This window comes from Stappia sp., assembly GCF_048268045.1.
Taxonomy (GTDB): Bacteria; Pseudomonadota; Alphaproteobacteria; order Rhizobiales; family Stappiaceae; genus Stappia.
In genome coordinates this window covers 136,289-162,131 of the sequence record NZ_JBLWWG010000003.1, presented here as the reverse complement: position 1 = coordinate 162,131, position 25,843 = coordinate 136,289, and the positions used below count along the sequence as shown (strand labels likewise).

The following is a 25,843-nucleotide window of genomic DNA, read 5'->3' as shown; positions in this document are numbered from 1 at the left end:
CGCGTTCACGGACGATCCTCGCCAGCGCTTCCAGGGTCAAGAGCCGCGCATTGCGGAACCGGCGGTCAGCCCGCCCGGCGTTGCCGCTTCAGCGCTCTCAGGAGGCAGCATCGGGTCGGCGCACCCGCCGGCGTGCGTCCACGCCACGAGCCTCGGGCCGGCGGGCGCGGATCCGCAGGCGCTTGATGCGACGCGGGTCGGCATCGAGAACCTCGAACTCATAGCCCGGCAGTTCGCGGGCGGCGAGAAGCTCGCCGCGCACCGGAACGCGCCCGACCAGCGAGAAGACGAGGCCACCGAGCGTATCGACTTCCTCGGCAAGGTCGCCAAGCTGGAAATCGGTGCCGAGCGCCTCCTCGACCTCCTCGATCGGCACGCGCGGATCGGCGGTCCAGATGCCGTCGCCGGACTTTTCGATCATCGCCTCCTCGTCCTCGTCGTGCTCATCCTCGATGTCGCCAAAGACCGTCTCGACGATGTCCTCGAGCGAAACGAGACCTTCCGTTCCGCCATATTCGTCAATGACCAGGGCCATCTGAACGCGGTCGGCCTGCATGCGGGTCATCAGATCCGTCGCGGGCATGGAGGGGGGCACGAAAAGCACGGAGCGAATGATCCCGGCCTCGGAAAGCGGGGTGGAAAGATCCACCTGCGACAGATCCAGGTCGATCTCGCTGTTCGACCCGGCCTCCGTCTCGCGCGGCGTGCCATTGGTCGAACGCGCGTAGAAATAGGCCACCAGATCCTTGATGTGGACCATACCGCGCGGATCGTCGAGACCCTCGCGATAGACCGGCATGCGCGAATGGCCGGACTCGCGGAATACATCCATCAGCCGACCGAGCGAGACCGTGTCCTCGACCGCATCGATGTCGGCGCGCGGAACCATGACGTCATCCACGCGCAGCTCGCGCAGACGCAGGATGTTGGACAGCAGAATCCGCTCTTCAGGCGTGAAGCTGGTGCTCGGCCCGGCATCACGGGCAAGCTCGTCCTGAAGGTTCTGGCGCAGTGACGCGGGACCGTAGCGCCGGGACACGACGAGCCCGCGCACCATGGCGAGCACACGTCTCCGCCATTCCCTGAAAAGGCGGAACGGCGCAAGTGAAAAGGGATCCGTCCGTCGCCGCGCTGGACTGGCCGGATCTGTGGCGGTCTCTTCGCCGGGGGCGGCTTCGCCTCCCGTCTGACGGGGAGCGGAAGAAGTCTCGGAACTTCGGGCCTCGGAGTCGTTCATCTCGTATTTGTCACCCGGCACGGCCGGGGAACCTGTTCTCCATGTCATCATCGGTGCCGGGCGGATCGAGATAGGGGTCCGCGATGCCAAGCGTCGCGAGAATCCGCCTCTCGAGATCTTCCATCTCCTCGGCTTCGTCATCCATGTGGTGATCGTAACCGAAAAGGTGAAGGAACCCGTGCACCACAAGATGCGTCAGATGATCGAAAAAGGCGAGATCCATCTCCCCCGCCTCGCGCACGACCGTCTCGCGCGCCAGAATGAGATCCCCGAGCAACGGGCCATAGGGAGGCTTGTCTTCGTCTCCACCCGGGAAGGACAGAACGTTGGTCGCCGTGTCCTTGCCCCGCCACTCGCGATTGAGCTCGCGCACGCGGGAATCGTCGGCAAGCACCACCGAGAGCTCAGCCCCCGGCAGCAACCGGAGCGCCGCGATCCGGCACGCGGCGGCAACCGCGCGCGCGACGAGCGCCTCAAGTTCGTCCTCGTCGCCCCATCCATCGGCCTCGATGGCGAGATCGATCTCGGGAAGCGTCACGTCGGATTCCGTTTCCCGGGCAGGGTTCATGCGCGCGGCTCCCGCGGACGCCGCTCGGGTTGCGCCGGAACATTGCCGCCTGCAGCCGCCGCTTCCGCCCGCTCCGAAGCCTCGCGACCGGCCGCGTCATAGGCCCGCACGATACGCGCCACAAGCTCGTGACGAACGACGTCGACGTCGGAAAAGCGCACCGTCGCCACACCCTCGACGCCTTCCAGAAGGCCCAGCGCCTCGCGCAGACCGGAAATCTGCCCGGGCGGCAGGTCAACCTGGCTCGGATCGCCGGTGATGATCATCCGCGAATTCTCGCCGAGACGGGTCAGGAACATCTTCATCTGCATCGAGGTGGTGTTCTGCGCCTCGTCGAGGATCACCGCCGCGTTGGAGAGCGTGCGCCCGCGCATGAAGGCCAGCGGCGCGACCTCGATCATGCCCGACTGCAAGCCGCGCTCGACCTTTTCCGCCGGCATCATCTCGTAGAGAGCGTCGTAGAGCGGGCGCAGGTACGGATCGATCTTCTCCTTCAGGTCACCAGGCAGGAAGCCGAGCCGCTCGCCCGCCTCGACCGCCGGTCGCGACAGGATCAGGCGCGCGACATCTCCGCGCTCCAGAAGTGCGGCCGCATAGGCAACCGCCAGGAAGGTCTTGCCTGTGCCCGCCGGACCGACGCCGAACGTCAGGTCGCAACGGTCCATCGCGCGAATGTAGGCATCCTGCGCCGGGGTGCGTGCGAGCACCGTCTTGCGCCGGGTCGAGATCTGGGCGAACGCGAGATGCGACCGCCGCTCGAAGGTCGGGAGATCCAGTTGCGCCTCCTCTGCCGCCGCCATCCGCAGCGCGCCTTCGACGTCACCCGGATGCAGCTCCTGCCCTTGCTGCAGACGCGCGTAAAGCGCCTCCAGCGCGCGGCGAGCCTGCTCGCAGCCGGAATGCCGTCCCTTGATGATCACCTGATTGCCACGGGCCACCGCGTCCACGCCGAGCCGTTGCTCGATCAGCGCGAGGTTCTGGTCGAACTGGCCGAAGAGATCGCCGACAAGACGATTGTCGTCGAAGGCCAGCACGACATGCGTCATGTCGGAGGCGGGAACCGCGTCGCGGTTGCCGTTCCGGCTGGGGGTCCGGCTGTCGCCGGTCAAACGGCTTCTCCTGACATCCTGTCTCCTGACGCCCCGCCGCGTCGGTCCACCTTACGCCGAGGCTGAGGTTGCGACGGGGTCATTGTGCCCTGTCACCACCTCGGCGAACAGGGAATTCGCACCGGTTCCGGTGATTTCCACCGCAAGAATCCGGCCGATCAGGCTCTCCGGGCCGTCGACCAGAACCGGCTGCAGCCAGGGCGACCGCCCGGCGATCTGACCCGCGTTACGGCCCGGCTTTTCGAACAGGACCTCACAGCGGCGCCCGACCATTGAGGCGTTGAAGCCGGCCTGCTGGGCGGCGATGAGCGCCTGCAGCTCATGCAGGCGCGCGGTCTTCACGTCCTCCGGCACCTGATCGCCCATGCTTGCGCCGGGCGTACCGGGACGCGGGCTGTACTTGAAGGTGAAGGCGGAAGCGTAGCCGACCCTTTCCACCAGATCCATCGTGTCGCGGAAGTCGGCATCGGTCTCGCCGGGGAAACCGACGATGAAGTCGCCCGAAAGCGCCAGGTCCGGGCGCGCCGCGCGAATCCGGTCGATGAGGCGGAAATAGTCCTCGCGCCCATGCTTGCGGTTCATCGCCTTGAGAATGCGGTCCGAGCCAGACTGAACGGGAAGATGCAGATAGGGCATGACCTGCGGCAGGTCGCGATGCGCCTCGATCAGCGCATCGTCCATGTCACGGGGATGACTGGTGGTGTAGCGCAGCCGGTCGAGCCCCTCGATGCCGGCGAGCCGACGCAGCAGCTCCCCGAGCCCCCAGGTGCGACCATCCGCGCCCGCGCCGTGCCAGGCGTTGACGTTCTGCCCGAGCAGCGTCACCTCGCGCACGCCGCGCGCGGTCAGCCGCTCGGCCTCCGCGACGATCTGCTCGACGGAACGCGAGACCTCGGCGCCGCGGGTGTAGGGCACCACACAGAAGGTACAGAATTTGTCGCAGCCTTCCTGAACGGTGAGAAAGGCTGTGAGCGCGCGCTTGCCGTCGCGCGCCGGCGCAGGCGTTGCCAGATGGCGAAACTTGTCCTCGACCTCGAAGTCGGTCTCGACGACATTCTCTCCCGTGCCCGCCCGGCGCAGAAGCTCCGGCAGGCGGTGATAGGTCTGCGGCCCGAAGACGAGATCGACCACCGGCGCGCGGCGGGAAATCTCCTCGCCTTCCGCCTGGGCGACGCAGCCGGCAACCCCGATCACCGTCGCCTTGCCCTGCTCGGCACGCTCCGCCTTGAGCTTGCGCAGACGGCCAAGCTCCGAATAGATCTTCTCCGCCGCCTTCTCGCGAATGTGGCAGGTGTTGAGGATGATGAGATCGGCATCCTCAGCGCTCTGCGTCGCCTCGAAGCCTTCCGGCGCCAGCGCGTCGGTCATGCGCTCGCTGTCGTAGACATTCATCTGGCAGCCGTAGGTCTTGACGAAGACGCGGCGCGGCGTCGCCCCGACGCGCGGCAGGGCCGTCGCCTCGGCGGGGGAAGCGTCCAGGGCGGTGGAGGTCTCGTCGGTCATCCTGTCTCCGGGCGGGTCCAAGCCCCCCTTCTATATTCGTGTCAGCGGCAAACGCGATTGAAAGCGGGCGCGATTGAAAGCGGGCCTGCTTTAGCCGTTTTTGGCGCGCTTGAGAATAGGGGGCGCGCCCGCGTCAGGCGATCCCGCCGGTTCGGGCGCCGCCGCACCGACCTCCCGCGCCCCGCGATCTTCCGCGCTTGCCACGAGATGGGGCCCCAGCGGCCGTCCGGCAAGGGCCCCGGCCGCCATGTCGCGCACGCTGCGCTCGAGGCGAAGCGCCAGCGCCTTGCGATCCTCGCCCGGCGACACCCGCAAGGGCTCGCCCCAGACGACGGTCACGTCGATTCCGCCCTGCCGGACCACATTCATGAAATGCGGCACCATCTCCATGTCGCCGTACCAGGCGACATGATTGCGGAACTGGCGTCCCATCGGAAGTCCGTGAAGATGGGTGTAGGCAAGCGCCAGCGGCTGGATCCAGACATCATCGCCCTCGCCGGCGACCGCATGGCGGGCAGCGCCGATCAATGCCGAACGGAATGCCAGAACCTCATTGCCGCTGCTGGAGGTCCCCTCGGCGAAGAGCACCATGGCGTCTCCGGCGGCAAGACGAGTGCCCAGTTCCTGCGCGGTGCGGCCGGTGGCGCTGCGCCGCTGGCGATCGACGAACACCGAGCGCTGGAGCTTTGCGAAAAGACCGAAGACTGGCCAGCCGGCCACCTCGGACTTGGCCACGAAGGACAGCGGCATGCGGCCGCCGAGAACGGTGATGTCGATCCAGGAAACGTGGTTTGCGGCGATCAGCAGCGGTCGCCCCGCGGCCGGACTGCCGACCTCACGGACACGGATGCCGACAAGCGCGCAGGCCATGCGGTGCCAGACGACCGGCAGCCGACGCTTCACCTGGCCGCCGGTCTTCATCGCAAGCCACTGGACCGGGATGAGCGGCAGGGTGATCGCCGTCAGGATCCCCAGCACCAGGACCGCCCGCAGCCGCGCCATGTCCCTACTCCCGTTCCTTGGTTCCCAGCGGCACGCCGTAGAGTTCGAGGCGGTGGTCGACAAGCCGGAAGCCGAGGCTGCGGGCGATGGTCTCCTGCAGCCGCTCGATCTCCTCGTTGCGGAACTCGATCACCCGACCGGTCTTCAGGTCGATGAGGTGGTCGTGGTGCTCGTCCGGCACTGTCTCGTAGCGCGCCCGTCCGTCGCGGAAATCGTGACGCTCGATGATGCCCGCGTCCTCGAACAGCTTCACCGTGCGATAGACGGTGGAAATCGAAATACGCGAATCCTGCTCGACGGCGCGACGGTAGAGCTCCTCCACATCCGGATGGTCGCTCGCGTCCTCGATCACGCCGGCAATGGTGCGCCGCTGCTCGGTCATGCGCATGCCCTTGGCAATGCACTGCTCCTCAAGCGTCTGCGCGCTGCCGGGGACTGGCTCGCGCGAATGCGGGGGAGCGGAGCGGGGGGAACCGGTATCGGTCATCTCGCCTGTCCTCTTGCGGCCTGCCTCGCTGCCCGGCGGGCGGGCGGAGGGAACCCTCGTCGCCTTGCCGATTACGCCAGATCGATGCGCATGACAAGCGCGCCGCCGTCGCCCTCGCTCGCCTGGTAATACCCCCGGCGTTCGCCCACCTGGCGAAATCCGAGGCGGCGATAAAGGGCAAGGGCGGCTTCATTGGCCGCATCGACCTCCAGAAACAGCATCGCCACCCGATCGGCATAAAGCCTCTGGAAAACAGCGCGCAGCAGCTTGGCACCGATGCCGCGCCGGCGCTGGCGCGGATCGACGGCAATGGTCAGGATCTCCGCCTCGTCGGCGGCGACGCGCACCACGGCAAAGCCAAGCGCCGCACGGCTCCCCAGCACGCTGTCGCGCCGTGCCTTGAGCACGAAAACACCGGGCTGCGTGGCGAGCCGCGACAGTTCATCCGCGCCCCAGGAGAGGCGGAACGAGCGTTCGTGCAGATCGGCGAGTTCCGGGAAGTCCTCGAACACGGCCTCCTCGAGAACCGGCGCCGGCGTGGCAAACCACCACATGCTCATGCCGCAACCCCCTTCACGCCAGCAATCTCGTGTCGCGAACCGCCGGCTTGGCGTCCGGCGGTCGCAGGTAAAGCGGTTCAGGCGGCCCCTCCGGGGCGGTGGCCGCACGCCCCAGTCGCGCCACGCAGCAAATGTCCGGCCAGCCGGCATCGCCAAGAACGACGAGGCCGCGCTGCGCGGCGCATGTTGCGACGCTGGCCGCGCCGCTGCCGAAAAGCTGATCGCCCTCGGCCAGGGCGGCGGCAAGAGCCGAGACCTCCGCAACCCGCGGGGCATCGAGCGGCGTTCCGTCGCCGGCGAAGCCCTGCACATAGACCTCATTTCCCTTGGCAGCGATGACGGCATGGACCGGACGGGCCGGATCGAAGGCCGCGCTGCGGCGTCCCGCCTCGGCCAGCGCCGCCAGCGTGGTGACGCCGACGGCCGGTGCGCCAACCACCAGAGCGATGCCGCGCGCTGCCGAAAGGCCGACCCGCAGCCCCGTGAAGCTGCCCGGCCCCGTCGTCACGACAATGCGGTCGAGGCTCGCGAAGGTAGCTCCCGCCTCCGCCATGACCTCGCCGATCATCGCCATCAGCCGCTCCGCATGGCCGCGCCCGAGCACCTCGCTCGCCTGTGTCAGGCGCGCGTCTTCTCCCGCGCCGTCGAGGACGGCGACCGAGCAGGCATCGAGAGAGGTGTCGAGGGCGAGCAGGCGCATGGCAGGAGCAAACCAGTTTCGCTGAGGTCCGTCGATCAGACCTATTGATAGTGACCTGCCCTTAGTCGACGCAGGCGAAGGCGGCAAGCCGAAAGCCCCTGAAACGGAAAAGGCCCAGCCTTGCGGCCGGGCCCTCTCGATTTCGGTGGGGGGAAGCCTCAGAGGGCGCGAACTTCCTCCACCTCGGGAACGAAGTGGCGCAGGAGGTTCTGGATACCGTGCTTCAGGGTCGCCGTCGACGATGGGCAACCCGAGCAGGCGCCGCGCATCGACAGATAGACGACACCATCGCGGAAACCGCGGAAGGTGATATCGCCCCCGTCCTGGGCAACGGCCGGGCGAACGCGGGTCTCGATCAGTTCCTTGATCGTCCCAACGGTCTCCTCGTCGCCGTCCTCGAAGAACTCCTCGTCGCTGTCGGCGAGGGCCTCGCTGGCCATGACCGGCGCGCCGGACATGAAATGCTCCATGATCGCACCCAGCACCGCCGGCTTGATGTGCTGCCAGTCGACATCGCCCTTGGTGACGGAGATGAAGTCATGGCCGAAGAAGATGCCCTCGATGCCGGAAACCTCGAACAGCTTCTGCGCCAGCGGCGAGGCGCTGGCGTCCTCGGACTTGCGGAAATCCATCGTGCCCTCACTCAGGACGATGCGGCCGGGAAGGAACTTCAGGGTCGCCGGGTTCGGCGTGGCTTCTGTCTGGATGAACATGTCGGTCGTCCTCGTTCGCGGAGAATGCCGGTGCGTCCCGTTGCATCCTCGCTCGGATATCCTCATCGGCCAAGATGACCCGCCTTGCGCGCTGTCACCTGACCGGGCGGTCTCCCGCCTGTCGTTGACCCCAGTATATAGGGTCGGGCCCGGATAAACCAGATTGGAATGGTTCCAGACTATGTATTTTCCTGAAGGTGGGCACCCGGAAGGGTCGTCCTGCCGAAGGAAGATCGCTGCGGATCAGGCCAGAGCCGCGATTGCCTCGTCGTCGAGCGTGCCCGGAACGATGGTCACCGGGATCGGGAAACTCGCCGCGCCCTTTCCGGCAATGGCTGTGACCAGCGGGCCGGGGCCCTCGGAGCTGCTGCCGGCCGCCAGCACCAGAATGGCGATGTCGGCGTCATCCTCGATCAGGTTGAGGATTTCCTCAGACCTGTTGCCTTCCCGGATCACCTGTTCCGGCTCGGTGCGGGCGACGGCACGCACCCGGTCGGCGGCGCGCGAGAGGCAGGTCGTCGCCTCCTCGTGCGCCTCGGCGCGCATGATGTCCTCGACCCCGAGCCAGTGCTGAAAATCGCCCGGAGCCACGACATAGAGAAGGATCACCGTGCCACCGGTCCGCTCGGCTCGCTTGGCCGCATAGACGATGGCCCTGTCGCACTCGCTGGTCTCGTCGACGACGACCAGGAACTTGCGCTTGTGACCGTCCTCGAAACTCTTTCGGATCGCTACCATGCGCGCATGCTGCCATCGGGCCGGCGTCGCGGCAAGCGGCATGGAGCCGCAGGCCGGACGACGACGGCCGGTTTTCCGAAGATCCCACCACCCGTCACAGAATGAACCTCGACAAATCGATGTTCTTGGCGAGTTCCCCGATGTTGTCGCGCACGAAGTCGCCGTCGATGACGACCTTCTTTTCGCCAAGGTCGGGCGCGGTGTAGGAAATCTCGTCGAGCACGCGTTCCATCACCGTCTGCAGGCGGCGCGCGCCGATGTTCTCGACCGTGGCGTTGAGATCGACGGCAATGGAGGCGATTTCCGCGATGGCGTCGTCGGTGAACTCGAGTTCCACCGATTCGGTCGCCAGCAGAGCCACATACTGCTTGATGAGGCTTGCCTCCGTATCCGTGAGGATAGCGCGGAAGTCATCCTTGGTCAGGGCGCGCAGTTCGACGCGGATCGGCAGTCGGCCCTGCAGCTCCGGCAGCAGATCCGACGGCTTGGCGACATGGAAGGCGCCCGAGGCGATGAACAGGATATGGTCGGTCTTCACCGGCCCGTGTTTGGTGGACACCACCGTGCCCTCGATCAGCGGCAGCAGGTCGCGCTGCACGCCCTCGCGCGACACATCGCCGCCGGAGCGCTCGCCCCGGGCACAGATCTTGTCGACCTCGTCAAGGAAGACGATGCCGGAGTTCTCCACGAGGTCGATCGCCTCCGCCGTCAGCTTCTCCTCGTCGAGCAGCGCATCCGCTTCCTGCTCTATGAGGAGCTGGTAGCTGTCGCGCACGTTGACATGGCGCGGCTTGGTCTGACCGCCGAGTGCCTTGCCCAGCATGTCGGAGAGGTTCATCACCCCGACGTTGCCGCCGGGCATGCCCGGAATGTCGAAACTCGGCATCTGCGGCTGCGCCCGGACCTGGATCTCGATCTCCTTGTCGTCGAGTTCGCCGTCGCGCAGCTTCTTGCGATAGCTGTCCCGCGTCGCGGGGCTCGCGCTCTTGCCGACCAGCGCATCGAGCACACGCTCCTCGGCCTGGAGATGGGCCTTGGCCTCCACCGCCTTGCGCTTGGCGGTGCGCACCAGCGCGACGCCGGCCTCGACCAGGTCGCGCACGATCTGGTCGACATCACGGCCGACATAGCCGACCTCGGTGAACTTGGTCGCCTCGACCTTGACGAACGGCGCATGGGCGAGCTTTGCAAGCCGACGGGCGATCTCGGTCTTGCCGACGCCCGTTGGGCCGATCATCAGGATATTCTTCGGCATCACCTCCTCGCGCAGCCCTTCCTCGAGCTGCTGGCGACGCCAGCGGTTGCGCAGCGCAATGGCCACGGCGCGTTTGGCGTCCTTCTGGCCGATGATGTGCCGGTCGAGCTCGGAAACGATCTCGCGGGGGGACAGATTGGTCATTTGCGTGTCTTTCCCTCGATGAAGTCAGTCAAATGCGGGGACGTATCGGGCAATCGGCGTCGCGGTGACCGCCCGCCCGACAAGGCGGCGCACACCCCGCCAGGCGGACCCGAGAATCAGAATGAAGCCGCCAAGAACGATCAGCGCCATGGCCAACGCGCTCTCGCTGGAAACATCGGCCTCGACCAGCAACTGCCCGATGGCGACGCCGAAATAGCTGAGGCCGGAGACGAGCAGGGCGCGCCGGTCGACCACCACCGCCACGAAGGCGAGCGCCAGGAAGGAGCAGATGACGACGGCGGAAGCGAGCGCCGACTGCGTGGCAAGCTCATCGAAAAGATAGCCAAGAACCGAATGAGCGATAAGCGGCGCCGCCAGCAGATGAAGCCAGAAGGCCTTGTCGCTGGCAACGGTCGCCCGCCGCAGATCCCTGGCATCGAACCGCATCGCCGCGGCGAAGCAGGCCAGCCCCGCGATCAGCGAGAAGGTCGCCGGATGGTCTCCCAGGAAGCCGGGCGCGGCCACCTCCACGGGGACCGCCGCGAGCAGCAGGAGCGTTGCGGCAATGACGGCCACGCCCACGGGCACGCGAAACCGCCAATAGTGAAGCGCCCCACCGGCAAAGCCCAGGAAGGTCGGCAGAAGCATCAGGAGCGTCTCCGGCTGCCGTGCCAGCGCGTCGCCTGGATTGTCTGCACCGCTCGAGAGGCCGATCGCCGCCAGCAGAAAGGCGGGCGCGAAGGCGATCGTCAGCAGGAACGACGGCAAGGCAAGCCGCATCCTGCGAGCGAAAACCTCCGAAAGTCCCCATATCACCGCGGCAACCACACCGGCCGAGACAACCAGCGACACGGCATCGCTCAGCGCAAAAGAAAGACCGAAGAGCAAGACAGCGATGCCAATCGCAATGAAGACGTCGTGAAAGCCGCGCGCGAAGCGGACCTCCTCCGCATCCACGTGGCTGACCGAGACGTCGTCGTCTTCCCCCGCGTCGACCCAGAAATCCGCAAGCCGGCCAGCCTGCTCCTGAGACAGGACGCCAGCCGCGACGGCGTCATCCAGCCGTTGCGGATCGAGAGGCTCGGCGCGGCGGCCCGCCACCGGTCGCGGCGTCGGATCCGGAGCGGCCTGGTCAGCGTGCGTGGGAGCGCTCATGCGCGCGCTCCCGGCTTTCCCGGCACGCTCGCCTGCTTACTCCGCATCCAGCGTCTCGATGGTCAGATTGCCGTTGGTGTAGACACAGATCTCTCCGGCAATCGCCATCGCCTTGCGGGCGATGGCCTCGGCCTCGAGGTCCGTATCGACGAGCGCGCGCGCGGCCGCCAGCGCGTAGTTGCCGCCCGAGCCGATCCCCATGACACCGCCTTCCGGCTCCAGCACGTCGCCGGTTCCCGTCAGCACCAGCGAGACGGACTTGTCGGCGACAAGCATCATCGCCTCGAGCCGGCGCAGGTAGCGGTCCGTTCGCCAGTCCTTGGCAAGCTCGACGCAAGCGCGCATGAGCTGGCCAGGGTATTGCTCGAGTTTCGCCTCAAGCCGCTCGAACAGCGTGAAGGCATCGGCCGTGGCACCGGCGAAACCGGCGATCACCTCGCCCTTGGCCAGGGGGCGCACCTTGCGCGCCGTCGCCTTGATCACCGTCTGGCCGAGCGAGACCTGGCCGTCGCCGGCGATCACAACCTTGCCGCCCTTGCGCACGCTCAGGATCGTCGTGCCGTGCCAGCCCGTGGGATCGTCTTGCCCGCGCATCTTCGCCTCGTCTGCTTGTCTGTCGCGCCATGCACCATGCTGCGCATGACTTCTCCGGACTGCCTATGTAAGCGGCCGGGTCGCGATTGCAAATCCGGGGCGATGCCGCAGGCCGGCCCCAAAGCGGCCAGGCTACCTGCGCAGGCGCGCCTCCTCGATCATGCGCGCAACCATCGTCTTGAGCATTTCGCTGGCCCGTTCATTGGTCAGATCGTCGTGTTCATCATAGGCGGAACCTGCATTGGGAACGGTCACCATCTCCGGAATCACCAGCGCGCCGAGGCCGATTTCCAGGATGGTGCGCAGGCCCATCAGCCCGCGAATGCCGCCCAACGCGCCGGGCGAGGCCGCACCCAACGCAAAGACACGGTTCCTGAAGGCAGCAGCCGGCGGCTCGCCCGAATCGGACAGGCGCGACACCCAGTCGAGCGTGTTCTTCAGCAGCGGCGTTACTGCGGTGTTGTATTCCGGAGATGCGATGAAGATAGCATCGTGGCGCTGGAACAGCGTCTTCAGCCGCCGGGCTTCCTGCGGAACGCCCTTTTCCTTTTCCAGATCCTGGTCGAAGATCGGCAGAGGATAGTCGGCAAGCGAGATCTGCGCTACGTCAGCGCCCTCAATCGCCGCGCGCTTCGCCACCAATCCGGCGAGACGGGTGTTGAACGAGGCGGCGCGAATGGAGCCGGAAAGAACGAGAATGCGGATATCCTTCATGAAATTTCCTTTTTCAAGCTGACCTTGCCTGGGGTGGCCGCAGCCCCCCGTCACCGGGATATAGGCCGACGACGGGACGGGTCATCTCCCCTTTTTCAGAACGGAACGTGCCGACGATGACCCGCAACGAATTCGATGCCTTCTGCGCAAGTCTGCCCGCCACCACCCATGTGGTGCAATGGGGCGAGGCATCGGTGTGGAAGGTTGGCGGCAAGATCTTCGCGATCTGCTCGAGCTGGGCGACGAACGGCGTCGACGCGATCTCGTTCAAATGCTCGCAGCTCAGCTACACGATCCTGACCGAGCTGCCGGGCATTGTCCCCGCCCCCTATCTCGCCCGGGCGTCGTGGGTGCAGGTGCGTGCGCCGGCAGCGCTGTCGCAGGACGATCTTCTTGCCCATATAGAGGAGGCACACCGGCTGATCGCGGCGAAGCTGACACGGGCGCAACGCGCCGATCTCGGCCTTTGATAAGCCGGCTTATAAAACAACGAATGAGCAAGAAAAAGGGCCGGTGAACCGGCCCTTTTCCGTCTTTCGCGGGCTTTGCCTTCAGATCGGGGCGGCAAGGCGGACCGGACGTCCGGGCGCAAGCTCCGAGGCCGCGGCGACGATGGCATCCGCATCGATGCCGAAATGGTGGTGCAGGTCGGCGATGGTGCCGGTCTGGCCGAAGTGCTCGACCCCGAGCGCCGCCGTGCGGTGGCCGCAGACAGACCCCAGCCAGCCGAGCGTCGCCGGATGGCCGTCAAGCACGGTGATCATCGTGCAATGGGGCGGCAGTTTCGTCAGCAGACGCTCGATGTGGCTCATGGCCCCGCGCGCGCCGCGCTTGCGCATCCGCATAGCCGCGTGCCAGCCGGCATTGAGCCGGTCGGCCGACGTCACCGCGAGCACGCCGATGTCGCGACGGTCGGAGCCGATGCGGCCCGCCGCCTCGATCGCCTCCGGCCCGACAACACCCTGATAGGCGATCACCACCTCGCAGTTCGGGCCCGGCTCGCGCAGCCAGTAGGCGCCATCGATGACGCCGCGCCGAAAGGCCTCGTCCTCGCGGCGCATGGGCTGCTCCAGCGCGCGTGTCGAAAGCCGCAGGTAGACCGAGCCGCCCGTCTCGTCGCGCAGCCAGGTGCGCTCGTCATGAACCGCGTCGCCATCACGCTGCAGATAGTCGAAGCTCCAGTCCATGATCACCGAAAGCTCGTCCAGCCAGGCCGGCTCGAAGGAGGCGAGGCCATCCTGACTCATGCCGATGAGCGGTGTTCCGACCGACTGATGCGCGCCGCCCTCATGCGCCAGCGTCACGCCGGAGGGCGTGCCCACCACCATGAAGCGCGCATCCTGATAGCAGGCATAGTTCAGCGCATCGAGGCCGCGGGAGATGAACGGATCGTAGAGCGTGCCGACCGGAATGAGGCGTTCGCCGAAGAGCGAGTGCGACAGGCCGGCCGCGCCCAGCAGCAGGAACAGGTTCATCTCGGCAATGCCGAGCTCGATATGCTGCCCCTCGGGGGAGAACGCCCATTTCTGCGTCGAGGGAATGCGCTCGTCGCGGAACGTGTCGGCGACCGCATCGCGGGCGAAGAGGCCACGCCGGTTCACCCAGGGGCCGAGGTTGGTGGAAACCGTCACGTCCGGCGAGGTGGTCACCACGCGGCTGGCCAGCGGATGGTCCGACTTGGCGAGACTGTCGAGGATCTTGCCGAAGCCTGCCTGCGTGGAAAGCACCTTGTCATCGAGGAAATGCGGCCCCGGCGTCTCGATCCGGTCGGCGCTGTGCCGGCGCGGCCCCGGTGCGAAGAAGGGCGTTTCGCGAACGAGACGGCAGATTGCCTCGTCGCTCATGTCGAGCCCTTCGCCGGGTGCCCATTCGTGGCCCTCGCGCACGCCCATCGCCTGACGGAATCCATCCATCTGGGCCGGCGTCATCAGACCGGCGTGGTTGTCCTTGTGACCGGCAAGCGGCGTGTTCCAGCCCTTGATCGTATAGGCGACAAAGGCCACCGGCCGGTCGTGAAGGGCCTGCTCGGCGAAGGTCGCGGCCAGTGTCTCGAGGCAATGGCCGCCGAGATTGGTCATCAGTTCCTGCAGCTCTGCGTCGCTCCTGCGGTCGATCAGCGCGCTGACCTCTCCCTGATCGCCGATGTCGTCCTGCAGGCGCTTGCGCCAGGCGGCGCCGCCCTGGAAGGTCAGCGCCGAATAGAGCGCGTTGGGACAAGTGTCGATCCAGTCGCGCAGATGCGCGCCGCCGGCCTCCGCGAAGGCGGCGCGCTGCAAGGCGCCATGCTTGATGCGCACCACGTCCCATCCGAACGCGCCGAAGATCGCTTCGATGCGCCCGGCCAGCCCCTCGCGCACGACGCCGTCGAGGCTCTGGCGGTTGTAGTCGATTACCCACCAAGTGTTGCGCAGGTCGTGTTTCCACCCTTCCTGCAAGGCCTCGTAGACGTTGCCCTCGTCGAGCTCGGCGTCGCCGACAAGCGCCACCATGCGCCCCTCGGGCCGCTCACCCGCCCAGGATTTCGCCGCGAGATAATCCTGGATCATTGACGAGAACGCGGTGATCGCGACGCCGAGACCGACCGAGCCAGTGGAAAAATCGACATCGTCGATGTCCTTGGTGCGGCTTGGATAGGACTGTGCGCCGCCAAAGGCGCGAAACGCCTCCAGCTTTTCGCGCGTCTGGTTGCCGGCGAGATACTGCATGGCGTGGAAGAGCGGCGAGGCATGCGGCTTCACCGCCACCCGGTCCTGCGGGCGCAGCGCGGCGAAGTAGAGCGCCGTCATGATTGATACCATGGAGGCACAGGACGCCTGGTGGCCGCCCACCTTGAGGCCATCCCCCTTCTCCCGCAGGTGGTTGGCATTGTGTACCGTCCAGCAGGCGAGCCAGAGCAGCTTCTTTTCGATGGCCTTCAGTTCGGCCTTGCGCGCGGCATCCATGAGCTTTGCCTTCTCCTCCGATCATGGCAGATGCGCCCGACCTTATCGGGCGCATCCGGGTAATTTCTGATCCATATCAGCCGCACCCACTGCCATGAATTGAAATTTTATCCCCCATTTCGGCAATTCTCGCGAAAATTCGCACCTGCCGTTCCCGTCAGGCCGCGACGCGGCGGACACGGTCGAGCGCTTGCATCAGGTCGGCGAGAATGTCGTCGAGCGATTCCAGCCCGACCGAGATGCGCACGAGGCCGTCGGAAATTCCGTGGTGCGCGCGTTCCTCGGGCGTGTAGGTCGAATGGGTCATGCTGGCGGGGTGCTGCGCCAGCGTTTCGGCATCGCCCAGGCTGACGGCTCGGGTAACCAGGCAGAGCCCGTCGAGGAATTCCATTCCTGCGGCAAAGCCGCCTTTGAGTTCAAGTGCGATCATACCGCCAAAACCGCGCATCTGCCGACAGGCGAGATCATGCTGCGCGAAGGTCGCCAGCCCCGGATAGAACACCCGCGCCACCGCCGGATGGGCCTCAAGCGCCTCGGCAACGGTCCGCGCGCTGGCGCAATGCCGCTCCATGCGCAGCTCCAGCGTCTTGAGGCCGCGCAGCACCAGATGGGCGGTAAGCGGCGCCATCACCGCGCCGGTCATGTCCTTGAGGCCGAAAAGGCGCACCTCCTGCATGTCGTCCGCCGAACCGATGGCAACCCCGGCGACGAGATCGCCATGACCGCCCAGATACTTGGTGGCGGAGTGGACGACGATGTCGGCCCCCAGTTCCAGAGGCCTTGTCAGCACGGGCGTGGAGTAGGTGTTGTCGACCACCGTGCGCAAGCCGGCCTTGCGGGCGACGGCGGACACCGCCGCGATGTCGACGAGACGCATGTTCGGATTGGCCGGGGTCTCGAAATAGACGAGCCGCGTCGACGGGGTCAGCGCCGCCGCGACATTCGCGGGATCGCGCATGTCCACATGGGTGACGGTGACGCCGAATTTCGCCAGACCGTGATGCAGGAAGGAAAACGTGCAGCCATAGAGCGTCTGGTCGACGAGCACTTCGTCGCCCGGCGCCAGAAAGGTCCACAGCACCGAGGAGATAGCACCCATGCCCGAGGCGGTGGCAACGGCGGCCTCGCCGCCCTCAAGCGTTGCCATGCGGGCTTCCAGCAGGGAGACGGTGGGGTTGGAGATCCGGCTGTAGACGTGGCCCGCGCGCTCGCCGGCAAACATCTCCCCGCCCTCGCCCGCAGTTTCGAAGGCGAAGGTCGAGGTCATGTGAACCGGGGGCGTGAGCGCGCCCTCGTTCTGCATCGGGTCGTAACCGTGATGAATGGCGCGCGTGGCAAAGCCTGCTTCGCGGTTTCTGATCATCGTTCGCTCTCCTGTGGCGGGAGGCGCGACCCCTCGCCGCGTATCCCTCGTTCCCGATGTCAGAATAAGGGCGTATCAGCGCATTTTTCCGGCTATCTCCGCTCCAAGTGGGGCTACTCTTGGCAGATCCCGCCAATCTGGAGAAAAGCATGGACGATACGGACCGCAAGATCCTGCGTGAACTGCAAAGGGACGGACGCCAGACGATACAGGAACTTTCCGAACGGGCGGGGCTCTCGCCGTCGCCCTGCCTGCGGCGGGTGCGCAACCTGGAAAAGGCGGGCATCATTTCGGGCTACGCGGCGATTGTCGACCAGGAAGCCTACGGCCTGCCGGTAACGGTGTTTCTTCAGGTCAAGCTCAGCCCGCACACGGAGCAGACCGTCGCGGCCTTCGAACAGGCGGTCGCGCGGATCGACGAGATCATGGAGTGCTACCTGATGGCCGGCGACCGGGACTATCTGGTCAAGGTCGTCGTCGCCTCGCTCGCCGACTACGAGGATTTCATGCGCCGGCGCGTGCACAAGCTGCCGGGCATCGCCTCGCTCGAATCGAGCTTCGCCTTCGGTGTGATCAAGCAATCGCAGGTGTTACCGGGGTGACACCGGCGCCGGAGCAATCCCGGCGCCTGTCGCCCCTCTGGCTCAGGCGTGGGCGCGGTAGACCCAGACCCGCGCCGGCGGCAGGTTCTTGAGGATCCAGCCGGAACGCTGGATGCTGAAGACGTCCGGATCCGGCGCGATCGGCGGCACAAGCGCATAGGAGAACTGGATGAAGGGAGCGCCCGCCGGCATCAGCTCGAACGCCTGCATGAGCAGGGCGCGACGCTCTTCCTTGGGGCGCGAGAACAGCGGCATGGACGAGACGATGCTCGCCAGCGATCGCGGCTCGACATGGGCAAGCGTCTCGCGCAGGCGATAGGCGTCGCCGCTCACCACATCCATGTCGGGATAGCGCCGGCGCAGGAGCTGGCAGAAGCTTTCGTTGTACTCAAGTGCGATGACGCGCGCGGGAGCGACGCCACGCTCGAGGATGGCGCGGGTGACGACACCGGTGCCCGGGCCGATTTCCAGGATCTTTCCCGGCCGGTCGACCTCAAGAAAGGAAGCCATGCGCCGCGTCAGGTCCGGCCCCGACGGGCTTACGGCTCCCGTGGTCAGCGGGTTTTCCGCCCAGCTGCGGATGAAGCGCACCTCGTCGGCAAGTTTTTCCTTGATGCCCTTGACCTTGCGCGCCGACATTTCGAGCATGAGCCGATCAACCTCCTGTGACTTCCTACAACACTCGCGATCGGCCGTGGCAAATTCAAGGCAACGGCAGAGGCGGCGCGATCGCAAGCGCCGGGTGACAGGGGCGGAACGGCGTCAGTTGCCGCCCAGATTGTCGAGGAAGTCCTTCACCTTGGCGAAGAAACCATGGGATTCGGGGTGGGTTTCCTTCGACGATTCGGTCTCGAACTCGGCCAGCAACTCGCGCTGGCGCTTGGTCAGATTGGCCGGCGTTTCCACCGTGACCTGAATATAGATATCCCCGTGATGTTGCGAGCGCATGACCGGCATGCCCTTGCCACGCAGGCGGAACTGCTTGCCCGTCTGGGTTCCCTCGGGAACCTTGACCCTGGTCATCTCGCCGCCGAGCGTCGGCACCTCGAACTGGCCGCCGAGCGCCGCCGTGACCATCGACACCGGCACGCGACAGTAAAGGTCCGCCCCGTCGCGCTGGAAGAATGCGTGCGGGCGCAGCGACAGGAAGATGTAGAGGTCCCCAGAAGGGCCGCCGCGCAACCCGGCCTCGCCCTCGCCGCCGAGGCGAATGCGCGTGCCGTCCTCGATGCCGGCGGGAATGTTCACCGACAGCATCCGGTTCAGCGTCTTGCGGCCGGTGCCGTTGCAGGAGGTGCAGGGGTCGGCGATGACCTGACCGCGCCCCTGGCAGGAAGCGCAGGTGCGCTCCAGTGTGAAGAAGCCCTGCGCGGCGCGCACGCGGCCGGAACCGCCGCAGGTGCGGCAGGTGGTGGGCTGGGTGCCGGGCTTTGCGCCCGAGCCGGAACAGGCCTCGCAGGAAATCGAGGTCGGAACCTCGATCTCGACCGTCTTGCCCGTGTAGGCGTCTTCAAGCGAGATCTCGAGGTTGTAGCGCAGGTCCGCGCCACGGTCGCGCCCGCCGGAACGACGGCCACCGCCGGCCATGCCGAAGAACTCGTCGAAAATATCCGACATGGCCGATGCGAAGTCGCCCTGATTGCCGCCACGCGCGCCCATCCCGCCGTTCTCGAAGGCGGCGTGGCCGAAGCGGTCGTAAGCAGCCCGCTTCTGCTCGTCCTTCAAGGCGTCATAAGCCTCACTGACTTCCTTGAAGCGGTTTTCCGCGTCCGAGTCGCCCGGATTGCGATCCGGATGGAACTGCATCGCCAGCTTGCGGTAGGCGCTCTTCAGAACCGTACCATCCGCGTCGCGGGAAACGCCCAGAACCTCGTAGTAGTCTCGCTTTTCCATCGAAGCATCCATCAGCTTTCGCCGCCGGCGCGAACGCCCGTTTCGTGCGGCGCGCGCACCAGAAGCGCATTCAGCCGCGTGCGGCGATCAAGTTCGTATCCATTGTCGAGACAGACGCGCACGACGGAGGGTAGCTCCCGGCCCTTGCCCGCCTCGACCACGATCAGGTCCGGCCACAGCGTTGGCGGCGCGCCTGCAAACATCGAACGAAGTGCGGCCTCGTCATGCCCTTCCAGATCGATCTTCATCGCATCGATCCGGGCGATCCCGTGGCGCGCGCAGATTTCCTGTACCGGAAGCACCTCGAAGGTGCCCTCCTCGTCGGTGCCGGCATCGCGCACCCGGTGTTCGCCGCGGTTGCCGTCATGGGCGACGATGGCACCGCGCCCCGCCGTCTCGCCGACCGCGCAAGCCGCGACCATCACGCAGTCGACGCCGGAGGCCGAGAGGTTTCCCTCCAGTCGGGCGCGGGTCACCGGATCCGGCTCGACCGCCAGACCGACAACGTCGCGCCCCGCCTGCCGCGCCACGGACACCATCCAGAGGCTGTAGAGGCCGACGTTGGCGCCGAGGTCGACGAAAACGAAGGGGGCAGACGACGATGCCGCAAAAGCACGGGCAAGCGCCTCGCGCTCCTCGGGGTCGAAGTGCTGCGCACCGGCGACGGCGCGCTTCTCGCAGCGGTTGGTCGTCGGGTAGAGCCGCGCACCGATGGTCGGAAACACCTCGGCGACATCGATCGGGCCGGCGCTGCGACCGACGCTGATCTTGCGCAAGGCCGACACCAGCATGCGCCCGGCACGGTTCGCCGGCATGCGCGCGGCCAGCCGACGCAGACCTTCGGCCGGCCAGGGCAGGGCGTAGGTGCCAAATGGCGGATCGAGCGAACGCAGTTTCATGCCCCCGGAACCTTTCCCGGCTTACCGGCCCGGGCGCCGCCACACACGGCGGTGCCGGACCGGACCGCGGGCGGACGGGCGCGCCGGCCCTTCCGCCTCAATGCGGAAAACGGCGCCCCTCCTTTCGGAAGAACGCCGCTTTCCCGGTCAGTTGGCCAGTCAGGCCGACTTCTTGTCGTCGTCGTCGCGCACTTCCTCGAAGTCCGCGTCCACAACATCGTCATCGGCCTTGGGGGCATCCTCGGTCTCGGAGGAGGCCTCGCCGTCCTCCTCGGCCTGGGCTGCCTTGTACATGGCTTCGCCGAGCTTCATGGAGACCTCGGCCAGAGCCTGGGTCTTGGCCTTGATGTCCTCGAGATCCTCGGTGCCAAGCGCCGACTTCAGCGTCTCTGCAGCCTGCTCGATGGCACCCTTGTCCTCAGCCGAGACCTTGTCGCCATAGTCCTTCAGCGACTTCTCGGTCGAATGGACGAGAGCCTCGCCCTGGTTACGGGCCTCGACAAGCTCCTTGCGCTTCTTGTCGTCGTCCGCATGCGCCTCGGCGTCCTTGACCATCTTCTCGATGTCGGCATCGCTGAGACCGCCCGAGGCCTGGATGCGGATCTGCTGCTCCTTGCCCGTGCCCTTGTCACGCGCCGACACATTGACGATGCCGTTGGCGTCGATGTCGAAGGTCACCTCGACCTGCGGCACGCCGCGCGGTGCCGGCGGAATGCCGACCAGATCGAACTGGCCGAGCATCTTGTTGTCGGCCGCCATCTCGCGCTCGCCCTGGAACACGCGGATCGTCACCGCTGTCTGGTTGTCCTCGGCGGTGGAGAAGGTCTGGCTCTTCTTCGTCGGGATCGTCGTGTTGCGGTCGATCAGGCGGGTGAACACGCCACCCAGCGTCTCGATGCCCAGCGACAGCGGCGTCACGTCGAGCAGCAGCACGTCTTTGACGTCACCCTGCAGAACGCCGGCCTGGATCGCGGCGCCCATGGCCACGACTTCGTCCGGGTTGACGCCCTTGTGCGGCTCCTTGCCGAAGAAGGTCGAGACGACCTCCTGGATCTTCGGCATGCGGGTCATGCCGCCAACGAGAACGACCTCGTCGATCTGGCCGGCCGCGATGCCGGCATCCTTGAGAGCCGCCTTGCAGGGATCGATCGTGCGCTGCACGAGATCCTCGACGAGGCTCTCGAACTTGGCGCGCGTGAGCTTCATCGTCAGGTGCTTCGGGCCCGAGGCATCGGCCGTGATGAACGGCAGGTTGATCTCGGTCTGCGACGAGGACGACAGCTCGATCTTGGCCTTCTCCGCAGCTTCCTTGAGGCGCTGCAGGGCAAGCTTGTCGCCCTTGAGGTCGATGCCCTGGTCCTTCTTGAACTCCGAGGCGAAATAATCGACCAGGCGCATGTCGAAGTCCTCGCCGCCGAGGAACGTATCGCCGTTGGTGGACTTCACCTCGAACACGCCGTCGCCGATCTCGAGGATCGAGACGTCGAAGGTGCCGCCGCCGAGGTCATAGACCGCGATGGTCTTGCCGTCGTTCTTGTCGAGACCGTAGGCAAGCGCTGCCGCCGTCGGCTCGTTGATGATGCGCAGCACCTCGAGGCCGGCGATCTTGCCCGCGTCCTTGGTGGCCTGACGCTGGGCGTCGTTGAAATAGGCCGGAACGGTGATGACCGCCTGCTCGACCTTCTCGCCGAGATAGCTTTCGGCGGTTTCCTTCATCTTCTGAAGAATGAAGGCGGAGACCTGCGAGGGGGAGTACTTCTCGCCTTCCGCTTCGACCCAGGCGTCGCCATTGCCACCCTTGACGATGGTGTAAGGAACCAGGTCCTTATCCTTGGCGACGGTCGGGTCGTCGTAGCGGCGGCCGATGAGGCGCTTCACCGCGAAGAGCGTGCCCGTCGGGTTCGTCACCGCCTGGCGCTTCGCCGGCTGGCCGACGAGGCGCTCACCGTCGTCGTTGAACGCAACCATCGACGGCGTCGTACGGGCGCCTTCCGAATTTTCGATAACCTTGGGGGCTTTGCCGTCCATGACGGCGATGCACGAGTTGGTCGTGCCGAGGTCGATACCGATGACCTTTGCCATGTTGTCCTTCCTTTCCAGCAAACCGGTCGGACCCGTTACGGCATCGGACCGGTTCCTATTCTCGAAACGTCTTTTCTAAACGTCCAGAGCTGTCGCCTTTGGCGTGTCCGCAGCTTCGGGCAGCCCGGCGACATGACGTGAACGCTATATATGTTGGGCCCGCCCGCATCGCAAGGCTGGCTGAGGCAGGCATTCGGCGCGCCCCCGGCGCGGGCGGCGTCAAGCAGGCCTGGGAACCGCGCAAGGCTGCGGCTGTTGCATCGCAGCAGAAATACGGATATCGAGACCGCTTGCCCCCGCGGCCCCTCTCTTGACGTCGCGGCCCCGAGCCCCGCCCGTCAGCTTGCGCGTTTCGCGCAACGGACAAGAGCCGCCACGGACCCGCCATGTTCTCCCTTTCCGCCTATCGCGCACAGTGGACCGGAAACGTCCGCCGCGACGTTCTCGCCGGCCTTGTCGTCGCTCTCGCCCTGATCCCCGAGGCCATCGCCTTTTCGATCATCGCCGGCGTCGATCCCAAGGTCGGCCTCTACGCCTCCTTCTGCATCGCCGTCGTCACGGCCTTTGTCGGCGGCCGGCCGGGCATGATCTCCGCCGCCACCGCCGCCACCGCCGTGCTGATGGTGACGCTGGTGCGCGATCACGGCCTGCAGTATCTGCTCGCCGCCAGCGTGCTGGCCGGCGTGCTGCAGATCGGTGCCGGCTACGCCCGGCTGGGCGGGCTGATGCGCTTCGTCTCGCGCTCGGTGATGACCGGCTTCGTCAACGCGCTGGCCATCCTTATCTTCCTGGCGCAGCTGCCCGAGCTCACCGGCGTGTCCTGGCTGACCTATGTCATGGTCGCCGCCGGCCTCGCCATCATCTACCTGTTTCCCAAGCTGACCACGGCGGTCCCCTCGCCGCTCATCTGCATCCTGGTTCTGACTGCCGCGACCATGGCCTTCGGGTTCGACGTGCGCACCGTCGGCGACATGGGGGATCTGCCGGATTCCCTGCCGGTCTTCCTGCTGCCCGACATCCCGCTCAACCTCGACACGCTGATGATCATCTTCCCGTATTCGGCCGCGGTCGCTGTCGTCGGCCTGCTGGAATCGCTGATGACCGCCTCGCTCATCGACGAGCTCACCGACACGCCGAGCGACCGCAATCAGGAGTGCGTCGGCCAGGGCGTCGCCAACATCGCCTCCGGCTTCATCGGCGGCATGGCAGGCTGCGCCATGATCGGCCAGTCGATGATCAACGTGAAATCCGGCGGTCGCGGACGGCTTTCGACCTTCTGCGCCGGCGCGATCCTGCTCGTCCTCATCGTCGCGCTTGGCGAATGGGTCGCCCGCATCCCGATGCCGGCGCTGGTCGCGATCATGATCATGGTGTCGATCGGCACGTTCAGCTGGTCCTCGATCAAGAACCTCAAGGACCACCCGCGCTCTTCCTCCGTTGTCATGCTGGCCACGGTCGCGGGCGTGCTCGCCACCCACAATCTGGCCATCGGCGTCCTCATTGGCGTGCTGCTCTCCGGCATTTTCTTCGCCGGCAAGATCGCCCAGATCTTCCGCATCACCTCGACGCTGTCGCCGGACGGCAAGGCGCGCACCTATGTGGTCGAGGGCCAGGTCTTCTTTGCCTCGGCCGAGGCCTTCTCCGCCGCCTTCGACTTCCGCGAGGTGCTGGAAAAGGTCACCATCGACGTCAGCCGCGCCCACATCTGGGACATTTCGTCGGTTGCCGCGCTCGACATGGTGGTGCTCAAATTCCGCCGCGAGGGCGCCGAGGTTGAGATCGTCGGCATCAATGCAGCCAGCGAGACCATCGTCGACAAGCTGGCCATCCACGACAAGCCGGGCGCGCTCGAGCGCCTGATGGGCCACTGACGCCACGCCCGAGAGCTGGGAAAGGACATCCGATGCGCAAACTGGTCGCCCTCGTCGACGGATCGCTCTATTCGCAAAGCGTGTGCGAACTCTCCGGCTGGATAGCCGCCCGCACCGGTGCCTCCGTCGAGGCGCTGCATGTCATCGGCCGCCGCCAGGCGGAAGGCGGCGCGGCAAACCTTTCCGGCAGCATCGCGCTCGGCGCCCGCACCACGCTGCTCAACGAGCTCTCCGAGCTCGACGAGCGCATGGCCAAGCTGTCGCAGGCGCGCGGCCGCGCTATCCTGGATGACGCCGCCGCCAGCCTGAGCGCCTCGGGCGCGCAGACCGTGACGACGCGCCTGCGCGCGGGCGACCTGCTGGAGACGCTGGAGGAAACCGAGGCGGATGCGGACGCCATCGTCCTCGGCAAGCGCGGCGAAGCCGCCGATTTCGCCAGGCTGCATCTGGGGTCGAATCTCGAGCGCATCGTGCGTGCCGCCAGCAAGCCGGTGTTCGTCGCCGCTCGCGCCTTCCGCCCAATAAAGCGCGTGCTCATCGCCTTCGACGGCGGCGCGAGCAGCCTCAAGGCGGTCGACCATGTGGCGCGCAGCTCCGTCCTTGCCGGTCTCGACATCCGCCTGCTGACCGTCGGCGCGGATACGCCCGAGTCCCGCAGCCGCCTGGAAGGCGCCGTCGCGACGCTGTCGGCCGGTGGTCACGCGGCAAGCTTCGCCTTTCGCTCGGGCCAGCCCGACAAGGCGATTGCGGAGGAAGTGGAGCAGGAAGGCATCGATCTTCTGGTGATGGGTGCCTACGGCCATTCGCGCATCCGCTCGCTGATCATCGGGTCGACCACCACGGAGATGGTGCGCTCCTGCAAGATCCCGGTGCTTCTGCTGCGCTGATGCTCGCCCCTCCTGCGGCGAGCGAGGGTGGCAGGAGCGCGCGGCTGCGATATAAGTCGTTGCAGCGTTTTGCACGGCGGCCCGGCCGCCGACCAGCACAGGATGATCTTGCAGGATGACCGCCGAGACCGACACCGCCGCCAGCCCCGACGCGCTCGAAAAACAGATCTCGCAGGGCGATCCCTTCGCGATCTTCGGCGAATGGCTGGCTCTGGCGGAACGCAAGGAGCCGAACGACCCCAATGCGATGGCCATCGCCACCGCCGGCAGCGACGGGCTGCCGGACGTGCGCATGGTGTTGATGAAGGAATATGACGAGCGCGGCTTCGTCTTCTACACCAACACCGAATCACAGAAGGGCCAGGAGCTTGCGCAGAACATGCAGGCATCCGGCGTGCTGCACTGGAAGTCACTGCGCCGACAGGTCCGTTTTCGCGGACCGGTGGAACTGGTCACCGAGGCGGAGGCGGACGCCTATTTCGCTTCGCGGCCGCGCGACAGCCGCATCGGCGCCTGGGCAAGCCAGCAGTCGCGGCCGCTGGAAAGCCGGTTCGCCCTGGAAAAGGCCGTCGCCAAGCAGGCCCTGCGCTTCGGCATCGGCGAGGTTCCCCGGCCGCCGTACTGGACCGGCTATCGCATCCGTCCGCTCTACATCGAGTTCTGGATGGACCGCCCCTTCCGCCTGCATGACCGCCACATCTTCCGCCGCGACCAGCCGGACGGCTCGTGGACGACCGAGCGTTTCTATCCCTGACAACCGCGCCCGGACCGGAAGATCCGCCGGCCTGGGCATTTTTCTCGCGAGCCACGCTCGACACGCCCCGC

General features: G+C 66.4%; 25 protein-coding genes. 5 read left to right on the top strand and 20 right to left on the bottom strand.

The window, feature by feature from the left end:
* Positions 1–97 precede the first annotated feature (97 nt).
* From ACN0WF_RS05870 to ACN0WF_RS05805, 14 genes are all read right to left on the bottom strand, one after another.
* Positions 98–1,057, bottom strand: coding sequence for a hemolysin family protein (locus ACN0WF_RS05870; protein ID WP_417771867.1), 960 nt, complete (start codon positions 1,055–1,057; stop codon positions 98–100).
* Between the two features lie 190 nt (positions 1,058–1,247).
* A complete protein-coding gene (gene ybeY / locus ACN0WF_RS05865) occupies positions 1,248–1,805 on the bottom strand; it encodes an rRNA maturation RNase YbeY (RefSeq protein WP_417771866.1) in 558 nt (185 codons plus the stop codon).
* A complete protein-coding gene (locus ACN0WF_RS05860; RefSeq protein ID WP_417772156.1) occupies positions 1,802–2,851 on the bottom strand; it encodes a PhoH family protein in 1,050 nt (349 codons plus the stop codon). The genes ybeY and ACN0WF_RS05860 overlap by 4 nt, the downstream gene beginning before the upstream one ends.
* A gap of 114 nt (positions 2,852–2,965) precedes the next feature.
* Entirely contained in the window at positions 2,966–4,417 is a 1,452-nt protein-coding gene (gene miaB, locus ACN0WF_RS05855) for a tRNA (N6-isopentenyl adenosine(37)-C2)-methylthiotransferase MiaB (protein ID WP_417771865.1), read from the bottom strand.
* Between the two features lie 90 nt (positions 4,418–4,507).
* Positions 4,508–5,419: a lysophospholipid acyltransferase family protein gene (locus tag ACN0WF_RS05850; protein ID WP_417771864.1), complete on the bottom strand. Its 912-nt coding sequence runs from the start codon at positions 5,417–5,419 to the stop codon at positions 4,508–4,510.
* A 4-nt stretch (positions 5,420–5,423) separates the two neighbouring features.
* Positions 5,424–5,807, bottom strand: a complete 384-nt coding sequence (locus ACN0WF_RS05845) for a Fur family transcriptional regulator (protein WP_417772155.1) — start codon at positions 5,805–5,807, stop codon at positions 5,424–5,426.
* Between the two features lie 170 nt (positions 5,808–5,977).
* Complete coding sequence (gene rimI / locus ACN0WF_RS05840) at positions 5,978–6,466, bottom strand: ribosomal protein S18-alanine N-acetyltransferase (protein ID WP_417771863.1); 489 nt, start codon at positions 6,464–6,466, stop codon at positions 5,978–5,980.
* A gap of 13 nt (positions 6,467–6,479) precedes the next feature.
* Complete coding sequence (gene tsaB, locus ACN0WF_RS05835; RefSeq protein ID WP_417771862.1) at positions 6,480–7,166, bottom strand: tRNA (adenosine(37)-N6)-threonylcarbamoyltransferase complex dimerization subunit type 1 TsaB; 687 nt, start codon at positions 7,164–7,166, stop codon at positions 6,480–6,482.
* Positions 7,167–7,324: 158 nt separating this feature from the next.
* Entirely contained in the window at positions 7,325–7,879 is a 555-nt protein-coding gene (locus ACN0WF_RS05830; protein ID WP_417771861.1) for a NifU family protein, read from the bottom strand.
* Between the two features lie 243 nt (positions 7,880–8,122).
* Complete coding sequence (locus tag ACN0WF_RS05825) at positions 8,123–8,617, bottom strand: universal stress protein (RefSeq protein WP_417771860.1); 495 nt, start codon at positions 8,615–8,617, stop codon at positions 8,123–8,125.
* 94 nt (positions 8,618–8,711) lie between these two features.
* On the bottom strand, positions 8,712–10,016 hold the full coding sequence (hslU, locus tag ACN0WF_RS05820; protein WP_417771859.1) for an ATP-dependent protease ATPase subunit HslU: 1,305 nt from the start codon (positions 10,014–10,016) through the stop codon (positions 8,712–8,714).
* 24 nt (positions 10,017–10,040) lie between these two features.
* The gene (locus tag ACN0WF_RS05815) at positions 10,041–11,171 is read right to left on the bottom strand and encodes a hypothetical protein (protein ID WP_417771858.1); all 1,131 of its coding nucleotides are present in this window, start codon (positions 11,169–11,171) and stop codon (positions 10,041–10,043) included.
* Positions 11,172–11,207: 36 nt separating this feature from the next.
* Positions 11,208–11,765, bottom strand: coding sequence for an ATP-dependent protease subunit HslV (gene hslV, locus ACN0WF_RS05810; protein ID WP_417771857.1), 558 nt, complete (start codon positions 11,763–11,765; stop codon positions 11,208–11,210).
* Positions 11,766–11,897: 132 nt separating this feature from the next.
* Entirely contained in the window at positions 11,898–12,479 is a 582-nt protein-coding gene (locus ACN0WF_RS05805) for an NADPH-dependent FMN reductase (protein ID WP_417771856.1), read from the bottom strand.
* Positions 12,480–12,595: 116 nt separating this feature from the next.
* Between ACN0WF_RS05805 and ACN0WF_RS05800 the strand changes: the two genes are divergently transcribed.
* Positions 12,596–12,949, top strand: a complete 354-nt coding sequence (locus ACN0WF_RS05800; RefSeq protein WP_417771855.1) for an MmcQ/YjbR family DNA-binding protein — start codon at positions 12,596–12,598, stop codon at positions 12,947–12,949.
* Between the two features lie 81 nt (positions 12,950–13,030).
* Here ACN0WF_RS05800 and ACN0WF_RS05795 read toward each other — a convergent pair whose 3' ends face one another.
* The gene (locus tag ACN0WF_RS05795) at positions 13,031–15,421 is read right to left on the bottom strand and encodes a 1-deoxy-D-xylulose-5-phosphate synthase N-terminal domain-containing protein (protein WP_417771854.1); all 2,391 of its coding nucleotides are present in this window, start codon (positions 15,419–15,421) and stop codon (positions 13,031–13,033) included.
* Positions 15,422–15,578: 157 nt separating this feature from the next.
* The gene (locus ACN0WF_RS05790) at positions 15,579–16,784 is read right to left on the bottom strand and encodes a methionine gamma-lyase (RefSeq protein ID WP_417771853.1); all 1,206 of its coding nucleotides are present in this window, start codon (positions 16,782–16,784) and stop codon (positions 15,579–15,581) included.
* Positions 16,785–16,933: 149 nt separating this feature from the next.
* On the opposite strand from ACN0WF_RS05790, the gene ACN0WF_RS05785 reads away from it, so the two are divergent.
* Complete coding sequence (locus tag ACN0WF_RS05785; RefSeq protein WP_417771852.1) at positions 16,934–17,386, top strand: Lrp/AsnC family transcriptional regulator; 453 nt, start codon at positions 16,934–16,936, stop codon at positions 17,384–17,386.
* A gap of 42 nt (positions 17,387–17,428) precedes the next feature.
* Here the strand turns inward: ACN0WF_RS05785 and ACN0WF_RS05780 are convergent, their stop codons facing one another.
* From ACN0WF_RS05780 to dnaK, 4 genes are all read right to left on the bottom strand, one after another.
* On the bottom strand, positions 17,429–18,034 hold the full coding sequence (locus tag ACN0WF_RS05780) for a class I SAM-dependent methyltransferase (RefSeq protein ID WP_417771851.1): 606 nt from the start codon (positions 18,032–18,034) through the stop codon (positions 17,429–17,431).
* 114 nt (positions 18,035–18,148) lie between these two features.
* A complete protein-coding gene (gene dnaJ, locus ACN0WF_RS05775) occupies positions 18,149–19,279 on the bottom strand; it encodes a molecular chaperone DnaJ (RefSeq protein WP_417771850.1) in 1,131 nt (376 codons plus the stop codon).
* An 11-nt stretch (positions 19,280–19,290) separates the two neighbouring features.
* Entirely contained in the window at positions 19,291–20,178 is an 888-nt protein-coding gene (locus ACN0WF_RS05770) for an FkbM family methyltransferase (protein ID WP_417771849.1), read from the bottom strand.
* Between the two features lie 159 nt (positions 20,179–20,337).
* Positions 20,338–22,260: a molecular chaperone DnaK gene (gene dnaK / locus ACN0WF_RS05765; RefSeq protein WP_417771848.1), complete on the bottom strand. Its 1,923-nt coding sequence runs from the start codon at positions 22,258–22,260 to the stop codon at positions 20,338–20,340.
* A 386-nt stretch (positions 22,261–22,646) separates the two neighbouring features.
* Here dnaK and ACN0WF_RS05760 point away from each other — a divergent pair, with 386 nt between their 5' ends.
* The 3 genes from ACN0WF_RS05760 (at position 22,647) to pdxH (ending at position 25,772) form a co-directional block, all read left to right on the top strand.
* A complete protein-coding gene (locus tag ACN0WF_RS05760; protein WP_417771847.1) occupies positions 22,647–24,131 on the top strand; it encodes a SulP family inorganic anion transporter in 1,485 nt (494 codons plus the stop codon).
* 32 nt (positions 24,132–24,163) lie between these two features.
* Complete coding sequence (locus ACN0WF_RS05755; RefSeq protein WP_417771846.1) at positions 24,164–25,018, top strand: universal stress protein; 855 nt, start codon at positions 24,164–24,166, stop codon at positions 25,016–25,018.
* 115 nt (positions 25,019–25,133) lie between these two features.
* The gene (gene pdxH, locus ACN0WF_RS05750; RefSeq protein WP_417771845.1) at positions 25,134–25,772 is read left to right on the top strand and encodes a pyridoxamine 5'-phosphate oxidase; all 639 of its coding nucleotides are present in this window, start codon (positions 25,134–25,136) and stop codon (positions 25,770–25,772) included.
* Positions 25,773–25,843 lie beyond the last annotated feature (71 nt).